This is a genomic window from Variovorax sp. 38R, from assembly GCF_014843395.1.
Lineage (GTDB): Bacteria > Pseudomonadota > Gammaproteobacteria > Burkholderiales > Burkholderiaceae_C > Variovorax > Variovorax paradoxus_H.
The window spans coordinates 1,132,127-1,158,086 of the sequence record NZ_CP062121.1 but is presented as its reverse complement, the minus strand read 5'-3'; the positions used below and the strand labels follow the sequence as shown (position 1 = coordinate 1,158,086).

At 68.7% G+C, this 25,960-nt stretch carries 28 protein-coding genes; 21 read left to right on the top strand and 7 right to left on the bottom strand.

Going from position 1 to position 25,960, the window contains the following annotated elements:
- Positions 1-31: 31 nt before the first annotated feature.
- Positions 32-634: a phenylacetic acid degradation protein PaaY gene (locus tag IG196_RS05115; RefSeq protein WP_192195279.1), complete on the bottom strand. Its 603-nt coding sequence runs from the start codon at positions 632-634 to the stop codon at positions 32-34.
- Positions 635-783: 149 nt separating this feature from the next.
- On the opposite strand from IG196_RS05115, the gene IG196_RS05110 reads away from it, so the two are divergent.
- From IG196_RS05110 to IG196_RS05040, 15 genes are all read left to right on the top strand, one after another.
- Entirely contained in the window at positions 784-1,587 is an 804-nt protein-coding gene (locus tag IG196_RS05110) for an enoyl-CoA hydratase-related protein (RefSeq protein ID WP_192195278.1), read from the top strand.
- A gap of 1 nt (position 1,588) precedes the next feature.
- Entirely contained in the window at positions 1,589-2,035 is a 447-nt protein-coding gene (paaI, locus tag IG196_RS05105) for a hydroxyphenylacetyl-CoA thioesterase PaaI (RefSeq protein ID WP_192195277.1), read from the top strand.
- A gap of 14 nt (positions 2,036-2,049) precedes the next feature.
- Positions 2,050-3,360, top strand: a complete 1,311-nt coding sequence (gene paaK / locus IG196_RS05100; protein ID WP_192195276.1) for a phenylacetate--CoA ligase PaaK — start codon at positions 2,050-2,052, stop codon at positions 3,358-3,360.
- Positions 3,361-3,401: 41 nt separating this feature from the next.
- The gene (paaA, locus tag IG196_RS05095) at positions 3,402-4,412 is read left to right on the top strand and encodes a 1,2-phenylacetyl-CoA epoxidase subunit PaaA (protein WP_192195275.1); all 1,011 of its coding nucleotides are present in this window, start codon (positions 3,402-3,404) and stop codon (positions 4,410-4,412) included.
- The gene (gene paaB / locus IG196_RS05090) at positions 4,409-4,705 is read left to right on the top strand and encodes a 1,2-phenylacetyl-CoA epoxidase subunit PaaB (protein ID WP_056578133.1); all 297 of its coding nucleotides are present in this window, start codon (positions 4,409-4,411) and stop codon (positions 4,703-4,705) included. Before paaA ends, paaB begins: the two co-directional genes overlap by 4 nt.
- A 17-nt stretch (positions 4,706-4,722) precedes the next feature.
- Entirely contained in the window at positions 4,723-5,502 is a 780-nt protein-coding gene (gene paaC, locus IG196_RS05085; protein WP_153280351.1) for a 1,2-phenylacetyl-CoA epoxidase subunit PaaC, read from the top strand.
- Positions 5,496-6,026: a 1,2-phenylacetyl-CoA epoxidase subunit PaaD gene (gene paaD / locus IG196_RS05080; RefSeq protein ID WP_412556368.1), complete on the top strand. Its 531-nt coding sequence runs from the start codon at positions 5,496-5,498 to the stop codon at positions 6,024-6,026. The genes paaC and paaD overlap by 7 nt, the downstream gene beginning before the upstream one ends.
- Before the next feature lie 12 nt (positions 6,027-6,038).
- Complete coding sequence (gene paaE, locus IG196_RS05075) at positions 6,039-7,133, top strand: 1,2-phenylacetyl-CoA epoxidase subunit PaaE (RefSeq protein ID WP_101493126.1); 1,095 nt, start codon at positions 6,039-6,041, stop codon at positions 7,131-7,133.
- Positions 7,134-7,185: 52 nt separating this feature from the next.
- Positions 7,186-8,331: an ABC transporter substrate-binding protein gene (locus tag IG196_RS05070; protein WP_099795395.1), complete on the top strand. Its 1,146-nt coding sequence runs from the start codon at positions 7,186-7,188 to the stop codon at positions 8,329-8,331.
- A gap of 221 nt (positions 8,332-8,552) precedes the next feature.
- Positions 8,553-9,581 carry a branched-chain amino acid ABC transporter permease gene (locus tag IG196_RS05065; RefSeq protein WP_192195273.1) on the top strand — a complete coding sequence of 343 codons (1,029 nt, stop codon included), beginning with the start codon at positions 8,553-8,555 and terminating at the stop codon, positions 9,579-9,581.
- Positions 9,578-11,476: an ABC transporter permease subunit gene (locus IG196_RS05060; protein WP_192195272.1), complete on the top strand. Its 1,899-nt coding sequence runs from the start codon at positions 9,578-9,580 to the stop codon at positions 11,474-11,476. The genes IG196_RS05065 and IG196_RS05060 overlap by 4 nt, the downstream gene beginning before the upstream one ends.
- Positions 11,473-12,204, top strand: a complete 732-nt coding sequence (locus IG196_RS05055) for an ABC transporter ATP-binding protein (protein WP_192195271.1) — start codon at positions 11,473-11,475, stop codon at positions 12,202-12,204. Before IG196_RS05060 ends, IG196_RS05055 begins: the two co-directional genes overlap by 4 nt.
- A 156-nt stretch (positions 12,205-12,360) precedes the next feature.
- A complete protein-coding gene (gene paaZ / locus IG196_RS05050) occupies positions 12,361-14,412 on the top strand; it encodes a phenylacetic acid degradation bifunctional protein PaaZ (RefSeq protein ID WP_192195270.1) in 2,052 nt (683 codons plus the stop codon).
- Positions 14,412-15,170: an SDR family NAD(P)-dependent oxidoreductase gene (locus IG196_RS05045; RefSeq protein ID WP_192195269.1), complete on the top strand. Its 759-nt coding sequence runs from the start codon at positions 14,412-14,414 to the stop codon at positions 15,168-15,170. The genes paaZ and IG196_RS05045 overlap by 1 nt, the downstream gene beginning before the upstream one ends.
- Positions 15,171-15,199: 29 nt before the next feature.
- Complete coding sequence (locus tag IG196_RS05040; protein WP_192195268.1) at positions 15,200-15,760, top strand: methyltransferase family protein; 561 nt, start codon at positions 15,200-15,202, stop codon at positions 15,758-15,760.
- On the opposite strand, the gene IG196_RS05035 is transcribed toward IG196_RS05040, so the two are convergent.
- The 5 genes from IG196_RS05035 to IG196_RS05015 form a co-directional block, all read right to left on the bottom strand.
- On the bottom strand, positions 15,741-16,163 hold the full coding sequence (locus tag IG196_RS05035) for a hypothetical protein (RefSeq protein WP_192195267.1): 423 nt from the start codon (positions 16,161-16,163) through the stop codon (positions 15,741-15,743). The two genes, IG196_RS05040 and IG196_RS05035, sit on opposite strands and share 20 nt — an antisense overlap.
- A gap of 5 nt (positions 16,164-16,168) precedes the next feature.
- Positions 16,169-16,777, bottom strand: a complete 609-nt coding sequence (locus IG196_RS05030) for a flavin reductase family protein (RefSeq protein WP_192195266.1) — start codon at positions 16,775-16,777, stop codon at positions 16,169-16,171.
- Between the two features lie 107 nt (positions 16,778-16,884).
- Positions 16,885-17,361 (bottom strand): hypothetical protein, encoded by a 477-nt coding sequence (locus IG196_RS05025; RefSeq protein WP_101493116.1) that lies wholly within the window; start codon positions 17,359-17,361, stop codon positions 16,885-16,887.
- 58 nt (positions 17,362-17,419) lie between these two features.
- Positions 17,420-18,145: a hypothetical protein gene (locus IG196_RS05020; RefSeq protein ID WP_192195265.1), complete on the bottom strand. Its 726-nt coding sequence runs from the start codon at positions 18,143-18,145 to the stop codon at positions 17,420-17,422.
- A 207-nt stretch (positions 18,146-18,352) separates the two neighbouring features.
- Positions 18,353-19,339, bottom strand: coding sequence for a LysR family transcriptional regulator (locus IG196_RS05015; protein ID WP_192195264.1), 987 nt, complete (start codon positions 19,337-19,339; stop codon positions 18,353-18,355).
- A gap of 98 nt (positions 19,340-19,437) precedes the next feature.
- Here IG196_RS05015 and IG196_RS05010 point away from each other — a divergent pair, with 98 nt between their 5' ends.
- On the top strand, positions 19,438-20,358 hold the full coding sequence (locus IG196_RS05010) for a class I SAM-dependent methyltransferase (RefSeq protein WP_192195263.1): 921 nt from the start codon (positions 19,438-19,440) through the stop codon (positions 20,356-20,358).
- Here the strand turns inward: IG196_RS05010 and IG196_RS05005 are convergent.
- Positions 20,330-21,289 (bottom strand): helix-turn-helix domain-containing protein, encoded by a 960-nt coding sequence (locus tag IG196_RS05005; protein ID WP_159278229.1) that lies wholly within the window; start codon positions 21,287-21,289, stop codon positions 20,330-20,332. The two genes, IG196_RS05010 and IG196_RS05005, sit on opposite strands and share 29 nt — an antisense overlap.
- 212 nt (positions 21,290-21,501) lie before the next feature.
- Between IG196_RS05005 and IG196_RS05000 the strand changes: the two genes are divergently transcribed.
- From IG196_RS05000 to IG196_RS04980, 5 genes are read left to right on the top strand one after another with little or no spacing between them, the layout of a single operon-like run.
- A complete protein-coding gene (locus IG196_RS05000; RefSeq protein ID WP_192195262.1) occupies positions 21,502-22,692 on the top strand; it encodes an amino acid ABC transporter substrate-binding protein in 1,191 nt (396 codons plus the stop codon).
- Between the two features lie 4 nt (positions 22,693-22,696).
- Entirely contained in the window at positions 22,697-23,575 is an 879-nt protein-coding gene (locus IG196_RS04995; RefSeq protein ID WP_192195261.1) for a branched-chain amino acid ABC transporter permease, read from the top strand.
- Complete coding sequence (locus tag IG196_RS04990; protein ID WP_192195260.1) at positions 23,572-24,504, top strand: branched-chain amino acid ABC transporter permease; 933 nt, start codon at positions 23,572-23,574, stop codon at positions 24,502-24,504. Before IG196_RS04995 ends, IG196_RS04990 begins: the two co-directional genes overlap by 4 nt.
- Positions 24,501-25,250, top strand: coding sequence for an ABC transporter ATP-binding protein (locus IG196_RS04985; protein WP_192195259.1), 750 nt, complete (start codon positions 24,501-24,503; stop codon positions 25,248-25,250). The genes IG196_RS04990 and IG196_RS04985 overlap by 4 nt, the downstream gene beginning before the upstream one ends.
- A complete protein-coding gene (locus tag IG196_RS04980; RefSeq protein ID WP_192195258.1) occupies positions 25,247-25,957 on the top strand; it encodes an ABC transporter ATP-binding protein in 711 nt (236 codons plus the stop codon). The genes IG196_RS04985 and IG196_RS04980 overlap by 4 nt, the downstream gene beginning before the upstream one ends.
- Positions 25,958-25,960 lie beyond the last annotated feature (3 nt).

Below are 25,960 nucleotides of genomic sequence, written 5' to 3'. Positions count from 1 at the left end.
AGCACGCTCGATCTTGCATGAAGCCGCAGGGCTACCCGCGGCGGGTGGCGATCAACGATTTCACGTCGGGGGCGGGCAAACGCGGCCGGTCTTTTTCCACCTCGGCGAGCGGCGCCACCTCGTGCAGGCTCGCGAGGCTGCGCACCGTCAGCGCCTGGTAGGTCTGCGTGCCTTCGAGCTTCCAGGCGATCTCTTCGTCGCTCAGCTCACGCCGCACCTTGGCCGGAATGCCCGCCGCGAGCGAGCGCGCGGGCACCTTCATGCCGGCGGGCACGAAGGCGCAGGCCGCAACGATGGCTTGCTCGCCCACCTCGGCCTCGTCCATCACCACCGCGTTCATGCCGACCAGCGCGTCGCGCCGCACGATGCAGCTGTGCAGGATCGCGCCGTGGCCGATGTGGCCGTTGACCTCCACCACCGTGTCGTTGTCGGGAAAGCCGTGGATGCAGCAGTGGTCCTGCACGTTGGAGCCCTCCTGCAACACGATGCGGCCGAAGTCGCCGCGCAGGCTGGCGCAGGGGCCCACATAACAGTGCGGTCCGACGATCACATCGCCGATCAGCACGGCCGTGGGATGCACGTAGGCGCTCGGGTCGACGACGGGGATCACGCCGTCGATGGAATAGCTGGGCATTCGGTCTCCTTGTTTTTTGCGAGTCTCAGGGTTTGCCCTGAAGGCACCCCGCTTGTGCCGGAATCGAGGTCGATCCTAAAATCAACCGAACGGTCGGTCAATAGTGTTTGCCTGCCGATCCGGCCCCACAAAGGATGAAAGAGACACGCATGACTGAGCCTTTGGTACTCATCAGCGACAGCGGCGCCGTCCGCACGCTGAGCCTGAACCGCCCTGCGGCGCTCAACAGCTTCACGACCGGGTTGCACGCCGAACTGCTGGCCGCGCTCGAAGCCGCTGCCGCCGACAGCAGCGTGCGCTGCGTGGTGCTCACCGGCGCCGGCCGCGCCTTCTGCGCCGGGCAGGACCTGGCCGACCCGTCGGTCGCGCCCGACCCCACGCCGGGCGCCGCGCCCAAGGACCTGGGCCACGTCATCTCTACCTACTACGGCCCGCTGGTCGCACGCCTGCGCTCGATGCCGGTGCCGGTGGTTGCAGCCGTCAATGGGGTTGCCGCCGGCGCGGGCGCCAACCTCGCGCTGTGCTGCGACCTCGTGGTGGCCGGCCGCTCGGCCAGCTTCATCCAGGCCTTCACCAAGATCGGCCTCGTGCCCGACACCGGCGGCACCTGGCTGCTGCCGCGCCTCGTGGGCCCGGCGCGCGCGCTGGGCATCGCGATGCTGGGCGACAAGCTCCCCGCCGAAGAAGCCGCGCGCATCGGCCTCATCTGGCAGTGCGTGGACGACGCGGCCCTGGCCGACACCGCCGCCGCGCTGGCCTCGCGCCTGGCCGGCATGCCGACACGCGCGCTGGTCGCCACCCGCGAGGCCATGGCCGCCGCGCAGAACCTCGACCTCGGCGCGGCACTTGCCGAAGAAGCGCGCATCCAACGTGAGATGGGCAATGCCGACGACTACCGCGAAGGTGTCGAGGCTTTCCGCGCCAAGCGCGCCCCGGTGTTCAAGGACCGCTGAGATGACAGACGCTTCCTCCCGCACCCCGCAACAGACCGCCGAGTACGTGCGCGACGGCATGTTCGCGAACGACAACGCCAGCAAGGGCCTGGGCATGCGCATCGTGGAGGTCGGCCCCGGCCAGGCCACGCTCGAAATGCGCGTGCGCCCCGACATGCTCAACGGCCACGCCATCTGCCACGGCGGCTTCATGGCCACGCTGGCCGATTCCACCTTCGCCTTCGCCTGCAACTCGTACAACGAGCTGACCGTGGCCTCGGGTTTCGCCATCGACTTCCTCGCGCCGGCGCGCGAGGACGACGTGCTCACCGCGCGCTGCTTCGAAGTGTCGAAGGCCGGCCGCACCGGCGTGTACGACACCGAAATCACCAACCAGCGCGGCGAGCGCATCGCGATGTTCCGCGGCCGCTCGTACACCGCCAAGGGCCGCCCGGCCGTGCCGGCTTGAGGAGACAAGACACCATGACCGTGAAACGCCCCGCCCCCGGCGACCTCGACCCGATCGAAACCGCCAGCCGCGACGAGATCGCCGCGCTGCAGCTCACGCGCCTGCGCGCCACGCTGCGCAACGCCTATGACAACGTGCCGCACTACCGCAAAGCCTTCGATGCCAAGGGCGTGCATCCCGACGACCTGAAGTCGCTGGCCGACCTGTCGAAGTTCCCGTTCACGGTGAAGACCGACCTGCGCGACAACTACCCCTTCGGCATGTTCGCCGTGCCGCGCACGCAGGTGGCGCGCATCCACGCGTCGTCGGGCACCACCGGCAAGCCGACCGTGGTGGGCTACACCAAGAACGACATCGACACCTGGGCCGACCTGGTCGCGCGCTCCATCCGCGCAGCGGGCGGACGGCCCGGCGACATGATCCACGTCGCCTATGGCTACGGCCTCTTCACCGGCGGCCTGGGCGCGCATTACGGCGCCGAGCGCGCGGGCTGCACCGTCATCCCGATGTCGGGCGGCCAGACCGAGAAGCAGGTGCAGCTGATTCAAGACTTCAAGCCCGACATCATCATGGTCACGCCGAGCTACATGCAGGTGATCATCGAGCAGTTCGAGCGCCAGGGCCTCGACGCGAAAGACAGCTCGCTCAAGCTCGGCATCTTCGGCGCCGAACCATGGACCGAGGCCATGCGCCGCGACATCGAGACCAAGGCCGGCATCGACGCGGTCGACATCTACGGTCTCTCCGAAGTGATGGGCCCGGGCGTGGCCAGCGAATGCGTCGAGAGCAAGGACGGCCCCGTCATCTGGGAAGACCACTTCTACCCCGAGATCATCGACCCCGAAACGGGCGCGCTGAAGGCCGACGGCGAAGAAGGCGAACTCGTCTTCACCTCGCTGAGCAAGGAGGCCATGCCCATCGTGCGCTACCGCACGCGCGACCTCACGCGCCTGTTGCCGCCCACCTCGCGCGCGTTCCGTCGCATGGGCAAGATCGTCGGGCGCAGCGACGACATGATGATCATCCGCGGCGTGAACGTCTTCCCCACGCAGGTGGAAGAGATCGTGCTCGCGCACAGCGCCCTCACCGGCCTGTACCAGGTGCGCGTGAGCCGCGAAGGCCTGCTCGACCAGGTCGAGGTGCACTGCGAACTCACACCGCACGAGGCCGCCGCGGCCGACCGCACCGCCATCTCCGACTGGGTGCAGCACCGCGTGAAGACGCTCATCGGCATCTCCACCCGCGTGGTCGTGCACGGCCCCGACGAAATGGAACGCACGCAGACCGGCAAGGCCCGCCGCGTGATCGACACGCGCCCGCGCTGAGCCGCCCGCGCGCCCCCACACCGCACCGAAAGGACACGCACATGTACACCCAGGCCATGGACACGATGGGCAAGGACGCAGGCGACGGCAAGCAGAAGGCCGTGCGCTCCGCCGACGAGCTGCGTCTCGAGGAACGCTTCGACACCCGCATCGACGCCGGCGACTTCATCGAGGCGAAAGACTGGATGCCCGAGCACTACCGCAAGACGCTGGTGCGCCAGATCAGCCAGCACGCGCACTCGGAAATCGTCGGCATGCTGCCCGAGGGCAACTGGATCAGCCGCGCACCCACGCTCAAGCGCAAGGCCATCTTGCTGGCCAAGGTGCAGGACGAAGGCGGCCACGGCCTCTACCTGTATGCCGCCGCCGAAACGCTGGGCACCTCGCGCGACCAGATGTTCGACGCGCTGCACACGGGCAAGGCCAAGTACAGCTCGATCTTCAACTACCCCACGCTCAGCTGGGCCGACATGGGCACCATCGGCTGGCTGGTCGATGGCGCGGCCATCATGAACCAGGTGCCGATCTGCCGCTGCTCGTACGCACCGTATGCGCGCGCCATGATCCGCATCTGCCGCGAAGAGAGCTTTCACCAGCGCCAGGGCTACGAAGCACTGCTGACGATGATGAAGCAGGGCACCGACGCGCAGAAAGCCATGGTGCAGGACGCGGTCAACCGCTGGTGGTGGCCCTCGATCATGATGTTCGGCCCGCCCGACGACCAGTCGCCCAACTCGGCGCAGTCGATGCGCTGGGGCATCAAGCGATTCAGCAACGACGAGCTGCGCCAGAAGTTCATCGACGCCACCGTCGAGCAGGCCGCGATCCTCGGCGTGACCCTGCCCGACCCCGACCTCAAGTGGAACGAAGAACGCCAGTCGCACGACTTCGGCGTCATCGACTGGAGCGAGTTCTGGCGCGTGATCGCCGGCGACGGTCCCTGCAACCGCGAACGCCTGCAAGCGCGCGTCGACGCCTGGGACGACGGCGAATGGGTGCGCGAAGCCGCCCTCGCCCACGCCAACAAACAACCGATGAAGGAAGCAGCATGAGCACCGAAGTGAAGCAAGAGTGGCCCCTGTGGGAAGTGTTCGTGCGCAGCAAGGCCGGCCTCGACCACAAGCACTGCGGCAGCCTGCACGCGGTCGATCCGAAGATGGCGATCCAGATGGCGCGCGACGTCTACACGCGCCGCCAGGAAGGCAGCAGCATCTGGGTGGTGCGCTCCGACCAGATCGTGGCCAGCGACCCGGGCGACAAGGACATGTTCTTCGACCCGGCCGAAGACAAGGTCTACCGCCATCCCACCTTCTACGCACTGCCCAAGTCCGTGGACCACATGTGAGCCCAGGACGGCACGCCATGCAAGCCTCGATCGAACTGAACCGCACGCCCGCCGTGCACTACCTGCTGCGCATCGGCGACACCTGCCTCGTGCTCGCGCAGCGCCTGGGCGAATGGTGCGGCCACGCACCGGTGCTCGAAGAAGACATCGCGATGGCCAACATCGCGCTCGACCTCGTCGGCCAGGCCCGCGCCGTGCTCACGCACGCCGGCAAGCTCGAAGGGGCTGACCGCGCGCACGACGAAGACCAGCTCGCGTATCTGCGCGACGAGCGCGACTACTTCAACCTCACGCTGGTCGAACTGCCCCGCGGCGACTTCGCCTTTGCCGTGCTGCGCAACACCATGGTCGCCACGCTGCTCAAGCTGCTGTGGCAACGCCTCTCTGCATCGAGCGACGCCGAAGTGGCCGCCATCGCCGGCAAGGCGCTGAAGGAAGCGCGCTACCACCAGCAGCACTCGGCCGACTGGGTCGTGCGCCTGGGCGACGGCACCGACGAGTCGCGCCGCCGCACCGAGAAGGCGCTCAAGCAGCTGTGGCTCTACGTGCCCGAGCTGTTCGAGAGCGACGACGTCGATGCGCAAGCCAGCGCCAGCGGCCTCGGCCCGGCCTGGAGCGAACTGCGCGAGCCCTGGCTCGCCGACATGCAGCAGGTGCTCGACGCGGCCGGCCTCGCCATGCCGAAGGAAGCCGCTTTCCGCAGCACCGGAAAGCATGGCGTGCACAGCGAGCACATGGGCTACATCCTGGCCGAGATGCAGCACCTGCAGCGCAGCTTCCCCGGAGGCGTGTGGTGACGAACGCCCTGGCGTCGCGCATTGATGCGGCGTGGGCCGTGCTGCACACCGTGCCCGACCCCGAGGTGCCGGCCGTGTCGGTCTGCGACCTGGGCATCGTGCGCGAGGTGATCGAGCACGACGACGGCCTCGAGATCGTGCTCACGCCAACGTACTCCGGCTGCCCCGCGACGGAAGCCATCGAGCACGACGTGCTGGCCGCCATCGAACAGGCTGGCCTGGGCCGCGCGCGCGCCACGCTGCGCCGTGCACCCGCCTGGACCAGCGACTGGATCAGCGACGAAGGCCGCGACAAGCTCAAGGCCTACGGCATCGCGCCGCCCGCGCACCTCACGCCCGAGCAGGCCTCCACCACCGCCGTGCCGATCAAGCTCTTCGGCCGCATGGCCGGCGAGCGCATCGCCTGCCCGCGCTGCGCCAGCGAGCGCACCGAGCGGCTCTCGGCCTTCGGCTCGACCGCCTGCAAGGCGCTCTATCGCTGCATGGCCTGCCGCGAACCCTTCGAACATTTCAAGCCTATTTGAGGCACGCCCACGATGAGCACCCTCTTCCACCCCCTGCGCGTGAAGGCCATCGAGCCCGACACGCACGAGGCCGTCATCGTCTCGTTCGAGGTGCCGGCCGACCTGCAGCAAGTCTTCGGCTTCACGCAGGGCCAGTACCTCACGCTGCGCCATGACATCGACGGCCAGGACCTGCGCCGCTCCTATTCGATCTGCGCCGGCATCGACGACGGCGAGCTGCGCGTCGGCGTGCGCAAGGTGCGCGGCGGCGTGTTCTCCAACTGGATCAACGCCCACCTGCAGCCCGGCGACAGCCTGCAGGTGATGGCGCCGCAAGGCCGCTTCTTCGTGCCCATCGAGCCCGAGGCCGCGCGACATCACGTGGGCATTGCGGGCGGCAGCGGCATCACGCCGATCCTGTCGATCATGAAGACCGTGCTGGCGCGCGAGCCGAAGAGCCGCTTCACGCTGATCTACGGCAACCGCCAGCTGCAGTCCACGATGTTCAAGGAAGAGATCGAGGACCTGAAGAACCGCTACATGACGCGCCTCGTGCTGCAGCACGTGTTCTCCGACGAGCACACCGATTCGCCGCTGGGCTTCGGCGTGATGAACCGCGAGAAGATCGGCGAGTTCCTGACCTCGGTGGTGCCCGCCGCGCAGATCGACCAGGTGTACGTGTGCGGCCCGTTCCAGATGAACGACGAGGCCGAGGCCGCGCTGCTCGCCGCGGGCGTGCCCGAAGACCGCATCCACATCGAGCGCTTCGGCGTCGCGCTGCCCTCGGCCACGTCGGCCAACCAGGTCGGCGCGGTGGTGCACGAGGCGCAGCCGGGCGATGCCAAGCAGGCGCGCGTGACCATCGTGCGCGACGGCCTGCAGCGCGAGATCACCTACACCGAGGGCCAGCCCAGCATCCTCGATGCGGCGTCGGCGGCCGGGCTCGAAGTGCCGTTCTCGTGCACCTCGGGCGTGTGCGGCACCTGCCGCGCGAAGTGCGTGGACGGGGAAGTCCGCATGGAAAGAAACTTCGCGCTCGACAAGAATGAAGTGGCCGCGGGATTCGTGCTGACCTGCCAGGCCCACCCCCTGACCGAACGCGTCACGCTGTCTTTCGACGAGCGTTGAACGCCCGCTTTTCCCTCGGCCTTTCCCATACCAACCCGGAGACAAACCAACCATGACATTCTTCAAGCCCCTGCTGATCGCCGCCCTGTGCGCCACGGCCCTCTCGGCCTGGGCCGACGTCAACGTCGGCGTGACCATCTCGGCCACCGGGCCGGCCGCGTCGCTCGGCATCCCCGAGAAGAACACCATCTCGCTGATGCCCAAGACCATCGGCGGGCAGAAGATCAACTACATCGTGCTGGACGATGCCTCCGACACCACGGCCGCCGTGAACAACACGCGCAAGCTGATCGCCGAGAACAAGGTCGACGTGATCCTGGGCTCGACCACCACCCCGGCCTCGCTCGCGATGATCGACGTGGCCAGCGAAGCGCAGACGCCGATGATCTCGGTGGCCGCCTCGGCCCGCATCATCGAGCCGATGGACGCCAAGAAGAAGTGGGTCTTCAAGACGCCGCAGAACGACATCATGATGTCGCTGGCCATCGCCGAGCACATGGCCGCCAACGGCGTGAAGACGGTCGGCTTCATCGGCTTCTCCGACGCGTACGGCGAAGGCTGGTCGCAGGAGTTCGCGAAAGCCGCCGAGCTGAAGAAGATCAAGATCGTGGCCAACGAACGCTATGCGCGCTCCGACACCTCGGTCACCGGCCAGGCGCTGAAGCTCATGTCCGCCAAGCCCGACGCGGTGCTGGTCGCCGGCTCCGGCACGCCGGCCGCGCTGCCGCAGAAGACGCTCAAGGAGCGCGGCTACACCGGCAAGATGTACCAGACGCACGGCGTGGCCAATGCCGACTTCCTGCGCGTGGGTGGCAAGGACGTCGACGGCACCTTCCTGCCGGCCGGCCCGGTGCTCGTGGCCGACCAGCTGCCCGCCAGCAACCCGGTGAAGAAGTCTGCACTCGCCTACGTCGCCGCCTATGAAGCCGCTTACGGCAAGGGCACGGTCTCGACCTTCGGCGCGCACGCCTGGGACGCGGGCCTCTTGATGAGCTCGGCCGTGCCGGTCGCGCTGAAGAAGGCCCAGCCGGGCACGCCCGAGTTCCGTGCCGCCCTGCGCGATGCGCTCGAGCAGACCAAGGACGTGTCGGGCGCGCACGGCGTGTTCAACATGACCGCGGCGGATCACCTGGGCCTGGACCAGCGCGCGCGCGTGATGGTGAAGATCGAAAACGGCGCCTGGAAGTACCAGCCCTGAAGTCTTCCTGCCTTGCTCCCTCCCCTTCCTGGGGAGGGCGGGGGTGGGGGCACGACGGCATTGAACACCGCGCAGCCGCGAACGCAGTGGCTGCCCCCATCCCAACCTTCCCCCAGAGGGGGAAGGAGCAATACAGACGCAGACAGACAGCAGCGCGCGCGACCGACAGCGCTAGCAACAGACACTGACTCGACACACGGGCCCCGCCCGAAGGTTTTCATATGGACTTGCAGATTGCCCTGTTGCTCGGGCAGGACGGCATCGTGAACGGCGCGGTCTACGGACTGATGGCGCTCGCGCTGGTGCTGGTGTTTTCGGTCACGCGCGTGATCTTCATTCCGCAGGGCGAGTTCGTCGCCTTCGGTGCGCTCTCGATGGCCGCGCTGCAGGGCGGGCGCACGCCGGCCACGCTGTGGCTGCTGGTGGCGCTGGGTGCCATGGCGCTGGTCGTGGAGCTGTGGCGCTGGAAGCGCGGCGCAACGATCGACTGGCGCTCGGCCTTCACCTGGTGCGTCGCCTTCCCGGCCGTCGCCGCGGTGCTGGTGCTGGGCCTCAAGCCCACGTCGATGACGATGCAGGCCATCACCACGTTGGTGCTGATCGCGCCGCTCGGGCCGCTGCTCTATCGCCTCGCGTACCGCCCGCTGGCCGATGCCACGGTGCTGATGCTGCTGATCGTCTCGGTCGCGCTGCACGGCGTGCTGGTCGGCCTGGGCCTGTTCTTCTTCGGTGCCGAAGGTTCGCGCACCACGCCGTTCTCCGACGTGCGCTTCGACATCGGCGGCATCCCCGTGAGCGGCCAGTCGATCGTGGTGGTCGGCGTCACGCTGCTGCTGGTGATTGCCATGTTCTGGTTCTTCGGTCGCTCCATGGTCGGCAAGGCGCTGCGCGCCACCGCCATCAACCGCGTGGGCGCACGGCTCTCGGGCATTCCCACCGAGCTGTCGGGCGACCTGAGCTTTGCACTCGCGGCGCTCATCGGCGCGGTGTCGGGCCTGCTGATCGCACCGATCACCACGGTCTACTACGACACCGGTTTTCTCATCGGCCTGAAGGGCTTCGTGGCCGCCATCGTCGGCGGGCTCGCGAGCTACCCGCTGGCGCTCGCGGGCGCGCTGCTGGTCGGCCTGCTGGAAGCTTTCTCTTCGTTCTGGGCCAGCGCCTACAAGGAAGTGCTGGTGTTCACGTTGATCATTCCGGTGCTGTGGTGGCGTTCGCTGCGCAGCCACCATGTGGAGGACGAGGAATGAGCGCGTCGCCCACCACCTCTTCCGCCACGGCTGCACACGCGGGCCGTCCGCTGGTCACGCCGCGCACGCTCACGCTGGCGTGCATCGTCGCGCTCGCGCTGGCCTGGGGCTGGCTGCCCGACTTCACGGTCGCGGTGCTCAGCAACATCGGCCTGTATGCGCTGGTGGCCGCCGGGCTGGTCATGCTGACCGGCGTGGGCGGCATGACCTCCTTCGGCCAGGCCGCGTTCGTCGGCATGGGCGCCTATGCCACCGCGTGGATCTGCACCTCGCCCACGGCCGCGGGCTGGCTCGGCGGCATCGCCGGCTCGGCGCTGGTGCCATGGCTCGGCCTGCTGCTCGGGCTGGTGCTGACCTTCGCACTGGCCTGGGCGCTCGGCGCGGTCACGCTCAAGCTGTCGGGCCACTACCTGCCGCTGTGCACCATCGCCTGGGGCCTGAGCCTGTACTTCCTGCTCGGCAACATGGAGTTCCTGGGCGGCCAGACCGGCATCACGGGCGTGCCGCCGCTGGTGGTCGCGGGCATCTCGCTGGCCTCGCCGCGCGCGCTCGGCGTGGTGATCTGGGCCGTGCTGCTGCTCGCGCTGTGGGCGCTGCACAACCTGCTCGACTCGCGCGAAGGCCGCGCCATCCGCGCGCTCAAGGGCGGCCGGCTCATGGCCGAGTCGATGGGCGTCGACACGGCGCGCCACCGCATCAAGCTGTTCGTGCTGGCCGCACTGCTGGCGGCCGTGTCGGGCTGGCTCTACGCGCACATGCAGCGCTTCGTGAACCCCACGCCCTTCAACCTCAACATCGGCATCGAGATGCTGTTCATGGCGGTGGTCGGCGGTGCGGGCCACCTGTGGGGCGCGGTGCTCGGCGCCACGCTGATCACGCTGCTGAAAGAGAAGCTGCAGGACATCCTGCCCGCGCTGCTGGGCACCAGCGGCAACTTCGAGGTGGTGGTGTTCGGCCTGCTGATGCTGTTCGTGCTGCAGCGCTTTGCCGACGGCCTGTGGCCCACATTGGCGCGGCTGGTGAGCCGCTGGGTGCGGCCGGTGGCCAAGGCACCGCTGGCTGGCGCGACGGCCCCGGCGGCGCAGCTTGCACAACGCGTGCTGCCGGCGGCGGGAACGATGCTGCTGCAGGCCGACGCGGTCAGCAAGCGCTTCGGCGGTCTCATCGCCAACAACGACATCTCGATGACGCTGAAGGCCGGCGAGATCCATGCGCTGATCGGACCGAACGGTGCGGGCAAGAGCACCTTCTTCAACATGATCTCGGGCGTGGACGACCCCAGTTCGGGCCAGGTGCGGCTCGAAGGCGATGCCATGTCGGGCCGCCCCTCGCGCGCCTTCGCGGCGCGCGGCCTGGGCCGCACCTTCCAGCACGTGCGCCTGCTGGGCCAGCGCAGCGTGGTCGAGAACGTGGCGCTCGGTGCGCACCTGCGCGCCAAGCGCGGCTGGCTCGCCGCGATGCTGCGGCTGGACCGCGCCGAAGAGGCCGCGCTGATGGCCGAAGCGCGCAAGCAGATCGAGCGCTGCGGCCTCGGCGCGCACGCCGACACGCCGGCCGCGTCGCTCTCGCTGGGGCAGCAGCGCGTGGTCGAGATCGCCCGCGCGCTCGCCGGCCAGCCGTCGGTGCTACTGCTCGACGAACCCGCCGCCGGCCTGCGCCATCTTGAAAAGCGCGCGCTCTCCGAGCTGCTGGGCCAGCTGCGCGCCGAAGGCCTGGGCATCCTCGTGGTGGAGCACGACATGGAGTTCGTGATGAACCTCGCCGACCGCATCACCGTGCTCGAGTTCGGCACCGTGATCGCCACCGGCACGCCGGCCGAAGTGCAGGCCAACCCGCGCGTGCTCGAGGCCTACCTCGGTGGCGCCGACGACGAACTGCTGGAAGACGCCCGATGAGCCATCCCATCCTCCAATTGGACGACTTCTGTGTCGCCTACCGCACCGTCGAGGCGGTGCACAGCGTGCGCCTGCACGTGAACGAAGGCGAGATCGTCACCGTGATCGGCCCCAACGGCGCCGGCAAGACCACGCTGCTGTGCGCGGCCATGGGCCTGCTGGTGTCAAGCGGCAAGCTGTCGCTCGACGGCGAACGCATCGCGCGCCCCGGCGTCGAGACCATGGTGGCGCGCGGCGTGGCGCTGGTGCCCGAGCGGCGCGAGCTGTTCGGCGAGATGTCGGTCGAAGACAACCTGCTGCTCGGCGGCTTCTACCAGTGGCGCAAGGGCAAGCGCGACCAGCGCGCGCGCATGGACGAGATCTTCGATATCTTTCCGCGCCTGAAGGAGCGCCGTCCGCAGATGGCCTCCACGCTCTCGGGCGGCGAGCGCCAGATGCTGGCCATCGGCCGCGCACTCATGGCGCGCCCGCGCCTGCTGATGCTCGACGAACCTTCGCTGGGCCTGGCCCCGCTGGTGGTGCGCGAGGTGCTGCGCGTGGTGTCGCAACTGCGCAAGCACGGCGTCTCGGTGCTGCTGGTGGAACAGAACGCCCGCGCCGCCCTGCAGGTGGCCGACCGCGCCTATGTGCTCGAGATGGGCGCGGTGGCGCTCGAAGGCAATGCCGGCGATCTGCTGCACGACCAAAGAATCATCGATACCTACCTGGGCATCGGGAACAAGAAATGACGCTGCCCCCGTTTTCCTCTCTCCCCTTCCGGGGGAGGGTCGGGGTGGGGGCCAGCGGCGATCGATAAAGCACCCCGCCGAACCAGCGCCGCCTGCCCCCATCCCAGCCTTCCCCCGGAAGGGGAAGGAGCAACACAACAGCCAAAGGACATCACCATGACCACCCTTCAAAGCTACATCGCCGGCCGCTGGATCGGCCAGGAAGCCGCGCAATCGCTGCGCAGCGCCGTCAACGGCCAGGCCGTGGCGAGCACGCACGCCGAGGCCATCGACTTCGCGGAGGCGCTGGCGCATGCGCGTCGCGTCGGCATCCCCGCGCTCATGAAGCTCGACTTCCAGCAGCGCGCCGAGCGCCTGAAGGCGCTGGCCAAGTACCTCGCCGCCAACAAGGAAGCGCTGTATGCCGTGTCGGCCCACACGGGTGCCACGCGCGCCGACGGCTGGATCGACATCGAAGGCGGCGCCGGCACGCTGAGCGCCTACGCCAGCATCGGCACCAACGAGCTGCCCTCGGGCAACCTCGTGCACGAAGGCCCGGCCTTCCCGCTCGGCAAGAAGGGCGGCTTCGCGGGCACGCACATCCTGGTGCCGCGCGGCGGCGTGGCGGTGCACATCAACGCCTTCAACTTCCCGGTGTGGGGCCTGCTCGAAAAGTTCGCGCCCAGCTTCCTCGCGGGCATGCCCTGCATCGGCAAGCCGGCCACGGCCACCAGCTACCTCACCGAAGCGCTGATGAAGCTCATCGTGCAGTCGGGCATCCTGCCCGAAGGCAGCCTGCAACTCGTGATCGGCGGCACAGGCGACCTGCTCGACCGCCTCGAAGGCCCCGACGTGGTCACCTTCACCGGCTCGGCCGACACCGCCGCCAAGCTGCGCGTGAACGCGAACCTGGTGCGCCAGTCGATCCCGTTCAACGCCGAAGCCGACTCGCTCAACTGCGCGATCCTCGCGCCCGACGTGACGCCCGACGACGAGGAGTTCGATCTCTTCGTGAAAGAGGTGGCGCGCGAGATGACCACAAAAGCCGGCCAGAAGTGCACGGCCATCCGCCGCGCGATCGTGCCGCGCCAGCACCTCGACGCGGTGGCCGAGAAGCTGCGCGCCCGCCTGGCCAAGACCGTCATCGGCGACCCGTCGCGCGAAGACGTGCGCATGGGCGCCCTCGCCTCGCGCGACCAGCAGGCCGACGTGGCCGAGCGCGTCGCCACGCTGCTGCAGGGCGCGGAGTTGGTGTACGGCGCACGTGACGGTTTCTCGCCCGTGGGCGACGGCGTGAGCGAAGGCGCGTTCTTCGCGCCCACGCTGCTCCTGAGCCGCAAGCCACTCGAACACGATGCCGCGCACGACATCGAGGCCTTCGGCCCCGTCAGCACGCTCATGCCGTACGACGGCATCGACGAAGCGCTGGCGCTGGCCGCACGCGGCAAGGGCAGCCTCGTGGGCACGCTCGTCACGCGCGACCCGGCCATCGCCGCAAAGGCCATTCCGGTCGCTGCCGCCTGGCACGGTCGCCTGCTGGTGCTCGACCGCGAGGCCGCCGCCGAATCGACCGGCCACGGCTCGCCGCTGCCGGTGCTGAAACACGGCGGCCCGGGCCGCGCGGGCGGCGGCGAAGAGCTCGGCGGCCTGCGCGCCGTGAAGCACTACCTGCAGCGCGCCGCACTGCAGGGCTCGCCCACCATGCTGGCCGCCGTCACCGGCGAGCACGTGCGCGGCGCCGCGCTGCGCGAGAGCGAGGTGCATCCCTTCCGCCGCTACTTCGAAGAGCTGCGCATCGGCGACTCGCTGCTCACGCACCGCCGCACCGTGGGCGAGGCCGACATCGTCGCCTTCGGCGGCATCTCGGGCGACTACTTCTACATGCACTTCGACGAAGAGGCGGCCAAGGCCTCGCCCTTCGGCAAGCGCATTGCGCACGGCTACTTCGTGCTGTCGGCGGCCGCGGGCCTGTTCGTCTCTCCCTCGCCCGGCCCGGTGCTGGCCAACTACGGCCTGGACACGCTGCGCTTCGTCAAGCCCGTGGGCATCGGCGACACCATCCAGGCGCGCCTGACCTGCAAGCGCAAGATCGACCGCAACAAGAAGGACGCGAGCGGCCAGGGCCAGGGCGTGGTGGCCTGGGACGTGGAGGTGACCAACCAGTTGGGCGAACTGGTCGCGAGCTACGATATCCTGACGCTCGTCTCCAAGAAACCAGAAACCAACTGATGTTCGATCTCACAGGAAAAGTCGCGCTCGTCACCGGCGGCAACGGCGGCATCGGCCTCGGCATGGCACAGGGCCTCGCCAAGGCTGGCGCCCGCGTCATCGTCGCGGCGCGCAATGCACAGAAGTCGGCCGCCGCCGTCGAATCGCTGAAGGCATTGGGCAGCGACAGCTTCGCACTCGCACTCGACGTGACCGACGAAGCCTCGGTGCAGAAGGCCTTCGACGAGGTCGTCGCGCGCTGCGGCCGGCTCGACATCCTCATCAACAACGCCGGCACCACGGTGCGCAAGCCCGTCGACCAGCTCGCGCTGGCCGAGTGGCACCAGGTGATGGACACCAACCTCACCAGCGCCTTCCTGTGCAGCCGCGCCGCGCACCCGCACCTGAAGGCCGCGGGCGGCGGCAAGATCATCAACATCGGCTCGATGATGTCGATCTTCGGCGCGCCCTACGCCCCGGCCTATGCCGCGAGCAAGGCCGGCATCGTGCAGCTCACCAAGTCGACCGCGCTCTCGTGGGCGGCCGACCAGATCCAGGTCAACGCCATCCTTCCGGGCTGGTTCGAGACCGAGCTGACCGACGGCGCACGCAACCAGATTCCGGGCCTGTACGAGCGCGTGAAGACCCGCGCCGCCGCCGGCCGCTGGGGCCAGCCCTCGGACATCGCGGGCACCGCCGTGTTCCTGGCGAGCGCCGCATCGGACTACGTGACCGGCACCGCCATCCCCGTCGACGGCGGGTTTTCGATCTCCGGCTGAACCACGCGGGCCGTGTAAATTCGGCCGCCATGCTCCTCTGGTTTCAGCTCTTTCTTTTCGTCGCCGGCACGGCCGCGCTGCTGTACGTGTCGCGCGGCCCGCTCAGTCAGCCCGGCTCCCACGGCTTCTACCGCTTCTTCGCGTGGGAATGCATGCTGGTGCTGATCGTGCTGAACCTGCCCGTGTGGCACGTCGATCCGCTCTCGGCTACGCAATTGATTTCTTGCGTGCTGCTCGCCTTGTCGATCTGGCTGCCCATCCACGCGGTGCGGCTGCTCAAGGCGCACGGCAAGCCGAGCGAGGCGCGCAGCGACGATCCGGCGCTGTACGGTTTTGAAAAGACCTCGGCGCTGGTGACCACCGGCGCCTTCCGCTACATCCGCCACCCGATGTACACGGCGCTGATGCTGCTGGCCTGGGGCGCCTTTCTCAAGCAGTTCACCTGGCTCACGCTGGCGCTGGTGCTTGCGGCCACGCTGTTCCTGTTCCTGACGGCGCTGCGCGACGAAAAGGAATGCCTCGCGCACTTCGGCGACGCCTACCGCGAGTACATGCGCGGCACGCGGCGCTTCATTCCTTTCGTGGTGTAGCGCCGGGTTTTTCGTCGGGCGCGCCGTCTTCTGTGCGCGCCCCCCACCAGGCCGCGAGGACCAGCCCGCCCTTGCGCACCAGCAGCACCGCCATGACCACGAGCACGGCCCGCGAGGCCACGTAGCCCGCGATACCGAGCACGGTGGACGGCAGCGGCTTGGACGCCCAGAAGATGACCCAGGTCGCGAGGCCGGCCATCGCCAGCCCGCCGACGATCAGCATCACACCACCCACCATCCACGTGAGGATCGCGAGCCGCGCGGCCAGGCCGGTCAAACGGTCGGCGCCGGGCCAGTCGCGCCAGGTCCACAGCGCGGCCAGTCCCAGCGACCCCATCATGGCCACCAGCAGCCCCATGAGGCTGTAGGCGACGACGGTGATGACCTGGCTCAGCTCCGGCATGCAGGCTACGGTGTCAGACGCGGCAGCGCCTTCGCATCGACCGCTTCACCGTCGACGATGAAGTGCCCGCCCGCCACATGGTGCAGCGTGCGCAAGTCGTCATGCCCTTCGAAATGCCAGCGCCCTTCGGAGAACACGCGCGCATCGGCCTGCGCCGCGATCACCTCGCCCAGGAACAGGTCATAGCGTTGCTGGATCGGCGGCTCGGGCAGCAGCCGGCATTCGAGCCAGGCCGCGCAGCCTTCGAGCAGCGGTGCGCCGGTGGCGTCGCCCGCGAAGGTCGAGAGGCCGTAGGCGGCGAACTTGTCGCTGCCGTCGCGCTCGGCGATCTCGCGGCCTGAGCTGTTGCCCAGTGCATCGGTCAGGTCGAGCTGCGCGCGCGTGGGCACCTGCAGTGCGAAGGTGCCCGCACCTTCGAGCAGCACGCGCGTCCAGGTGCTCTTGTCGAGCACGACCGCCACCTTGGGCGGATCGAAATCCAGCGGCATCGCCCAGGCCGCGGCCATGATGTTGCGCCGGCCGTCGTGCGCGGCGCTCACGAGCACGGTGGGTCCGTGGTTCAAAAGTCGGTAGGCCTTGTTCAGCGGAACCGGCCGGCGGTGAGAGGCGTTCATGCGCGTAGGGCCCGCGAAGGCGAGCCCGGAAGATGGTGGCCCACCAGCCTACCAGCAGGCGTCGCGCCCTGCCCTGCAGAGGGGCTCAGGCGCTCGCTTGTCGCCCGTCAGGCCGCGTAGGCGTCACACAGGGCGAGGTACTCGTCGCCAGAAATTTCCAGCGCGGTCGCGCGGCGCAGCACGCGGGCCTTCGGCTTGGGCAGGTCGGTCTTGATCTGGATCTGCTTGCCGATGGGAATGCCCATGTAGTCCTGGTTGACCCAGGTGTTCTCAACGATGTTGCCCCACGGCAGCAGCAGGCCGTTCTCGAAGGTCAGGCCCTGGCGGCCGATGACGAACGCGGGCGTGGCGATGTTGGCCAGCGTGCGGATGCACTTGACGGCCAGCCATGCGGCCAGCAGGCCGAAGCCCGCCGCAATGAGGATGCCGATGTTCTTGTCCTGCGCGCGGATGCACAGCACGGCCAGCACGACCGTCACCACCACCCAGAGCGTGGCACCGGCGATCAGCCGCGTGCGCGAGTAGAAGACCGGGCGGTCCTGGCGGGTTTTTTCCTGTTGGTTGGCGGAGCTGTAGATTTCCATTTTTTTGAGTCCCGGTATCGCTGTACTTTGGAGATGAAGAAAAGAAAAAGGAGAAGGCTCAGGCTGACGGCAGGCGCTGCATGAGGCAGCCCATCAGCACCGGCTCGTTGTCGATCTTCGAGCGATCGATCTTGCGGGTCTTGCCGTTGGCGACGATCACCAGGTGCTCGTCGACGTCCATGGCTTCGGCGTCCGACTGCGTGCGGATGGTGTCGATGCTCGACCACGCGATGAGCTGGCCCTTGTGCACCAGGCCTTCCGCGTTCAGCGCCAGTGCGCCGAAGGGCACGGTGTCACCCGCATGCAGGCGCCGCTCGACGTCGTGCCGCAGCACCTCGCCGACGGCTTCTTCCACCTCGGCGAGCAGCTCGAAGGCGTCGTCCCACAGGTCGAGCCGCAGACGCAGCGTCTGGCCGTCGCGGGTGGTGAGCAGCAGGTGGTTGCGGTTGTGGCGATGGCGCAGCCGCGTCACGTCGGCAAAAGCGATGGTCTGCGTGCCGAGCTGCAGACCGTGCGCGTTCAGCGTCAGAACCTGCGGGCTTCGCAACCACGCAAAGAAGTCGCTGCCCTTCCAGCAGATCAAATAGATCGCAGCCGGAATCGCCAGCACCAGCACGAAGAACGCGCCCTTGTAGCGCACGAAGTCCGGCGTGATGAGGTAGGGAAGGATGTAGATCTTTGCCGGCACCAGCACCATGGCGCAGAAGACATAGATCGCGGCCAGGCCGGCCAGCACACAGTAGAACGCGTAGCGCGGAAAGATGCGGTCGTGACGAAGGGGCATGTGAAGCAAGTACCCAATGCGTCGACAACGGGCGTGGTGGCGTGGAGCTGAATTGCGCGCACGAAGATACCAGCGAGAAGCGTCACTCTCGAGGCTGCGCGCGCGTTACGGCGTCTTTTTTTTGGACAGGCAGCGCTCTCTGCGAAGTCCATTAACCGAGAAGATTTAAGTTTGATGCCCGCTTCGACACAACCGCTGCTTAAGCATTCATGGCAACTCTGCAAGCAGCGCGCGGTGTGCCGCCAGCGCGCGCCCACGCATCGGGGCCTGCGCGTCGCGCCCCGTGAGCGGACCGAAGCGCGCATCTTTCGACACGGCCGACACCGCCTCACGAAGACAGCGGTGCGCCGGGTCGACCTCGTCGCGCGGATGCCAGGCCTGCAGCACCTGCTCGGGCGGCACAGCCACCGGCAGCTTGAACATCGCCAGGCCGAGGCTCGCCGCGACGGTGCGCGCCAGCGGCTCGGGCACGCAGGCCACCAGCGACGAGCGGGCGGCAGCCATCAGCGCGCCATAAGCGCTGGGCACGGTCAACGCAATCTGCCGCGCACAGCCTTGTGCCGCGAGCAGGCTGTCGAGGGGCTCGACCGACCTGGCACGCCGCGTGACCGCCACATGCTGCTGGGCCGCCAGGCGCTTGGGCGTGACGCGCGCCTTGAGCAGTTCGTGCCCCGCCCCGACCACGCCGACGATGCGTTGCTCGTACAGCAGCGCGGTCTGAATCTCCGGCCCCTTGTCAGGCAGCGTGCCCACGTCGAGGTCGATGCGCCCTTCGCGCAGGGCCATCGCATCGCTGTCGCTTTCGGGCACGAAGCGCAGGCGCGCCAATGGCATGTCGCGCCGCAGCGCGGCCAGCAAGGTGGCGCCGTAGACGATGCCCATGCCTTCGGGCGCGCGCACCGTGAACTCGCGCGTCACACGCGCCAGCGGCACGCCGCCGTCGGGCTGCATCAGCAGGCGCGCGTCGGCGATCAGGCGGCGCACCGGATCGCGCAGCGCCACCGCGCGCGGCGTCGGCACCAGCTTGCGACCAGCCCGCACGAGGATCGGATCGCCCAGCGACTCACGGATGCGCGCGAGCGTGTGGCTCATGGCCGGCGCGCTCAGGTGCATGCGCTCGGCCGCCGCGCTCACGCTGCCGGTGCTCAACAGGGCGTCGAGCGCGGCCAGCAGGTTCAGGTCCATGGAATTCATTTCGTGCAGGTCATTGCTTTGAACAATGCACTGTACAGACGTGTCGCGCGGGCAGAAACTTCGCGCCCTTGCACCCTTGCACCACCGGAGCCCCGCCCTTGAATCCTTCTTCGCAAGCCAGCCGCACCGCCCTCGCCACCGCGCTCATGCGGTCCATCCATTCGCGCAGCGCGCCCGCGCCGCTGCTGGACGACCCGTGGGGCGAGCGCCTCGTGCCGGACACCGTGCGCGCCGCCTTCCACGAACGCGCGCTGGCGCGGCGTGATGCGTCCGCGGCGGGTGCGCCCGACACAGCGCTCGACGACGCGATGCGCGCCAACGCCGCCTACCCCGACGTGATCCTTCGCTCGCGCTACACGGAAGACGGGCTGCAGGATGCGGTCGCACGCGGCATCACGCAGTACGTGCTGATCGGCGCGGGCTTCGACAGCTTCGTGTGCCGCATCCCCGCCTGGGCGCAGGGCCTCGACATCTACGAGGTCGACCACCCGGCCACGCAGCCGCTGAAACGCCAGCGCCTCGCGGCCTGCGGCGTGCCGCCTTCCGCATCGGTGCATTTCGTCGCGGCAGACCTGTCGACCGAAAGCCTCGGCGCGGCACTCGCGCGCTCGCCCTTCAACGCCGCGCAGCCGACCTTCTTCTCATGGCTCGGCGTGACGGTGTACCTGACGCGCGAGGCCAACCTTGCCGCGCTGCGCGACATCGCCACCTGCGCAGCGCCCGGCAGCGAGCTGGTCTTCACCTACATCGACGAGGCCGCACTACACGCCGGCCCCGCAGCCTTCCAGAAGCTGCGCAGCGACGTGGCCGCGGTCGGCGAGGCGTTCCTGTCGGGCTTCGATCCGAAGACGCTGCCGACGCTGCTGCGTGGCACCGGACTCGATCTGCTCGAAGACATCGACGGCCACGCCGCCTTGGCGCGCTACGACCCCGCCGGGCGCAACGGGCTGCAGCCTGCCGGCGCGGCGCACATCGCGCACACGCGCGTCGTCAGCGCGGCACCATCGCCTGCCGCCTGAACTCGCTCGGGCTGCCGCCCGTGTGCGCGCGGAACACGCGGCTGAAGTGCGAGAGGTTGCCGAAGCCCGCGCCCAGCGCGATGTCGGTGATCGAGCGCGCGGCGTTCGCGGGGTCGATCAGGTCGCGGATGCTGGCTGCCAGCCGCTGGTGCTGGATGTAGCCGGTGAGCGTGTCGTCGTCGCCCGCGAAGGCCTGGTGCAGCAGGCGCTTGCTGCAACGCAGCGCCAGCGCCATGCCGTCGATCGACAGCGCGGGGTCGCGCAGGTTCTGCGCCACGTGGCGGTGGATGCGGTCTTTGAGCGCCTCGCGCTGGGTCTGGGCGGTGCTCTGGCCCGCGAGCTCCATGAGCGACAGGCGAACCAGCTGGATCAACAGCTCGCCCGCGCCGCGCGCGGCGGCCTCGCTCATGTAGGGCAGCTCCAGGTAGGTGTTGCGCATGGTCTCCAGCGCCACGCGCGAGATGCCGCTGTCGCCGCCGATGCGCCGCGCCACGAGGTCGCCCAGCGGCAGCGCGGGCGAAGCGATCTGGTCTTTCGGCAGCATCACGATGAGATGGTCGCTGCGCTCGGGGTTGGCCACGGTGTAGTCGAGCGTGGTGTCGTACAGCGTCCAGCCGCCCGCACGCACGGCCGCCGCGCGCCCGCGCTGCGTGACCTCGGCCGAGCCCTGCCAGGGCGCGACGATCTTCAGGTACGGCGCGTCGCTCAGGCGCGCCATCTGCGGCGTGCGCAGCACACGGTGGCGATTCGCCTCGAGCCGCGTGAGGATCACGTCGCCCGCATGCGACGACGCAAGGTGGCCGTCGAAATCGCTGTCGCCGTACAGGTCCGAACCCAGCCCGCCGAAGTGGCGCCACACCCATTCGCACCACAGCGGCCCGCGCTCCTTCGGCGGGATCTCGTCGGTGGACAGGAGCAGGGACGCGGTCATGGGGCGAAAGCAGTGAAGACGAAAGATTGCAGCACGGAGCCGGGGTGCCGCGCATTGTGGAGTGCCCGCAAGGCCCTCGACTTTGCGGGTTAACCACTAGGCCCCTGCACGCTGCGTCAAGTGCTTTGTGCGCGGCAGGCACAGCGGCGAAGTGCGTCCGTTTCTACGATCCCGGTCAGCGGGCGCATACCGACGCCCGGAAGGAGACCTCCATGCTTCACCCCACCCGCCGCCACTGGATTCAGGGCACGGCCACCGCGCTGGGCGCGGCCGCCGTTGCGCCGCAGCTGTTCGCGCAAAGCGCCCCCGTTCGCATCGGCTACGCCATCGCCCGCACCGGCCCCTGGGCCGCGGGCGCGCAGGTGAGCCAGGAGCCCAACTACCTGCTGTGGGCCGAGCAGGTCAACGCCGCGGGCGGCCTGTCGGTGAAGGGCGCCAAGCGCCCCGTCGAGCTGATCGGCTACGACGACCGCAGCGAGACCGAGACCTGCGTGCGCACGTTCGAAAAACTCATGGGCAGCGACAAGGTCGACCTCGTGCTGCCGCCCTGGGGATCGGGCGCCAACTTCGCGGTCGCGCCGCTGGCCAACCGCTTCGGCTATCCGCTGCTGGCGCCCACCGCGCTGTCGCGCAAGCTCATCGACATGCGCCTGCCCTTCTTCTTCTCGCTGCTGCAGCAGCCCGACAAGATGATGGGCGCGCTGGTCGACATGCTCGTGGCGCAGAACGTGAAGACGATCACCATCGTCTACATGGACGACCTGTTCGGCCTGGAGAACTTCGCGGCGCTGAACAACGCGCTGAAGAAGACGCAGATCCAGGTGCTCGACCGCAAGAGCTACCCGCTGGGCGTGAAAGACCTCGCGCCCGTGCTGCGCAGCATGAAGGACCTGAACCCCGATGCCTTCATCGGCATCACCTACCCGCCGGACACCATCCTGGCGAGCCGGCAGGCGCGCGAGGTGGGCTTCAACCCGAAGTACTTCTACGCCTCGGTGGGCACCGCCTTCCAGCTCTACAAGAACGTGATGGCGGCGAACACCGAGGGCGTGATCGGCATGGGCTCGTGGAACGGCAAGACCAGCCCCGAGGCCAAGGCGTACTTCGATGCGCACACCAAGAAGTTCGGCAAGGAGCCCGACCGCTGGGCCAGCGGCCACGCGTGGGCCGGCCTGCAGATCCTGCAGCAGGCGGTGGAGAAGGTGGGCCTGGACCGCAAGGCGCTGCGCGAGCAGATCGCGAAGAACGAGTTCAAGACCATCCTCGGGCCGATCCGCTTCGAGGGCAGCGAGAACGCGTCGATTCCCGGCACCGTGTCGCAGTGGCAGGGCAGCGACTTCGAAGTGGTGTGGCCCAAAGACCGCGCCACCGCGCAACTGATGCCGAAACCGGCCTGGAAATAACAGCGTGTCGATCTCTGGATGGGCCGAACTCCTGGCCGGCGGATTGATCACGGGCGGCATCTACGCGCTGGTGGCCATCGGACTGAACCTGCAGTACGGGCTGATGCGCATCATGAACATCTCGCACGGCGAGTTCCTGATGCTCGGCGCCTTTCTCACGTGGTGGGCGCACACGGCGCTGGGCATTTCGCCGCTGCTGTTCATGCCGGTGGCCTTCGCGCTGCTGATGGCGCTGGGCATGGCGGTGCACGGGCTGTGCTTCCGGCAGGTGGCGGCGCGCGCGCCGAACGTCGATGTGTTCGAGGCGCGCAGCCTGATGGTCGGCTTCGGCCTGATGTTCTTCGTGCAGAACACCGCCCTGCTCGTGTGGGGCGGCGACCTGCGCGGCTACGACTACCTGGCCGAGCCGGTGCAGCTGGGCGAGATGCGCTTCACCGCGAACAAGCTCGTGCTGTTCGGCGTGGCGCTGGCGCTGAGCCTCGTGCTCATCGCGCTGCTCAAGCTCACGCTGCTGGGCAAGGCGGTGCGCGCGCTGATGCAGTCGCCCACCGGCGCGCAGCTGGTAGGCATCAACACCAAGCGGCTGCACCCGCTGATGTTCGGCATCGGCCTGGGCCTGTCGGGCGTGGCCGGCGCGCTGCTGTCGATGACCTACGAAATCTCGCCCTCGATGGGCGAGCCCTACACCGTGACGGCGCTGATCGTCATCACCCTCGGCGGCTTCGGCAGCATCGCGGGCAGCCTCGTCGGCGGCCTGCTGCTGGGCGTGGTCGAAGCGCTGGGCATGTACTACACGAGCCCCTCGCTCAAGATGCTGCTGTCGTATGCCGTGTTCATCGGCGTGCTGATCTGGCGGCCCAACGGACTGTTCTCCAGAAGATGATTTCACTCATTCAAAACAAGCCCTGGTGGGTGCTCGCCATCGGCCTCGCGCTGGCAGCCGCCGTGCCGTGGGTCGCGAGCGAGTTCATCGCATCGGTCGCGCTCGGCTGCCTGATGTACATCGCGCTGGCCACGAGCTGGTCGCTGTTCTGCGGTGCCACGCGCTACCTGTCGCTCGCCACCTCGGCCTTCTTCGGCCTGGGTGCGTATGCGAGCGCCACACTGCTCGAGGTGCTGCCCTGGCCGCTGGTCATCCTGAGCGGCGCGGCCATCGCGAGCGCGGTGGCGGTGCTGATGGGCGCGGCCGTGCTGCACCTGCGCGGCACCTACTTCGCGGTGCTGACCTTCGGCATGACGGAGCTGATTCGCCATGCAGTCACCTTCGTCGAGAAACAGGTCTCGGGTACGGTGGGCCGCGTGCTGACCGTGGTGCCGTCGAACGAAACGGTGTACCTCACGGTGCTGGCGATTGCGGGTGTGGCCATTGCCACCGCGCTGCTCGTGAAGCGCAGCCGCTTCGGCCTGGCGCTGGCCGGCATCGGCGCCGACGAGCAGCGCGCGCAGACGCTGGGCGTGGACACGCGCCGCGTGAAGATCGCCGGCTTCGCGCTCACCGCCGCCTTCGCCGGTGCGGTCGGCGCGGCCATGGCCGTGCGCTGGACCTACATCGAGCCGGCGGCCGTGTTCAGCCCCTTCATCGGCTTCCAGACCGTGCTGATCGCGATGATCGGCGGGGCCGCCAGCATCGGCGGGCCGGTGGCCGCGGCCATCGTGTTCAGCCTGCTGTCGGAGACGCTGCGGCTGCAGCTGCCCTATGGCTACATGATGGTGCTGGGGCTGCTGCTGATCCTGTGCGTGATGTACCTGCCCAACGGCCTCGCGTCGCTGTGGCAGCGCAAGCGGGCGGCCCTGCGGAGGCATGCGCCATGAAGGCAACGCCTCTTCTCGAAGCCCGCGACCTCACGGTGCGCTTCGGCGGCCTCACGGCCGTCGATGCCGTGAGCGCGACGCTGCATGCGGGCGAGCTGGTCGGCATCATCGGCCCGAACGGCGCGGGCAAGACGACCTTCTTCAACGCGATTTCGGGCGTGGTCATGCCGACGTCGGGACGGCTGCTGGTGGAAGGCGATGTCGACCTCACGCAGCGCGGCCCGCACCTGTACGCCGCGCACGGCATCGCGCGCACCTTCCAGACGCCGCGCGTGATGGCCGACATGACGCTCGAAGACAACGTGCGCTTCGGCATGCAGTTCGCCGGGCGCCGTCGCGCGCCCATCGCGGGCCTGGGCAGCACAGGCGAGATCCTCGACATGCTGGGCCTGGGCGGCCTCGCGACGCAGATCGCCGCCGACGTCACGCCCTCGCAGCAGCGGCTGCTGGAAATCGGCATGGCGCTCGGCACCCGGCCGCGCGTGCTGCTGCTCGACGAAGTGGCCGCCGGCCTCACCGAAGCGGAGGTCGATGCGATGGCCCGGCGCATCCGCCGCCTGCGCGACGACCACGGCCTCACCGTCGTGTGGATCGAGCACGCGGTGACCACGCTGCTGAAGTACGTCGAACGCGTGCTGGTGCTGCACCAGGGCCGCAAGATCGCCGACGGCACGCCGGCCGAGGTCGTGCGCAATGCCGAGGTGGTCGAGGCCTACCTGGGCGACGAGATGGAGGCCACGGCATGAGCGGCACATTCATGACCGTGCGCGGCCTGTCGGCCGGCTACCACGGCTTCGAGGTCATCCAGGGCCTGGACCTCGACGTGACGCCCGGCGTCACCGTCGTGCTCGGGCCCAACGGCGCGGGCAAGACCACGCTGCTCAAGGCGCTCGCGGGGCTGCTGCCGCGCACGGGCGAAGCAATGCTCGACGGTGCGGCGCTGCCGTCCGCCGACGCCACCGTCTGCGTGCGGCGCGGCCTGGCACTCGTCGCCGAAGGCCGCCAGCTGTTCCCGCAGATGACCGTCACCGAGAACCTCGAGCTCGGCGGCTGGCTCATTCCCGCACGGCTGCGCGCCGAGCGACTCGCGCGCGCCTTCGACGACTTTCCGCGCTTGAAAGAACGCGCCACGCAGCTCGCCGGCACCATGAGCGGCGGCGAGCAGCAGATGGTGGCGGTGGCGCGTGCCCTCATGAGCGGGCCGCGCCTTCTGATGCTCGACGAGCCCTCGCTCGGCCTCGCGCCGCGCATGGTCGACGAGCTGCTCGCCATCGTGCGCCGCATCGCCGACCAGGGCGTGACCGTGCTGATGGTCGAACAGAACGTGCGCAAGGCTTTGCAGGCCGCCGACCGCGGCTACGTGCTCGAACGCGGGCGCGTGGTCGCTTCGGGCGAGGCGCAGGCGCTGCTGCATTCCGACGCCGTGCGCCAGGCCTACCTGGGCGTGGCCTGAACA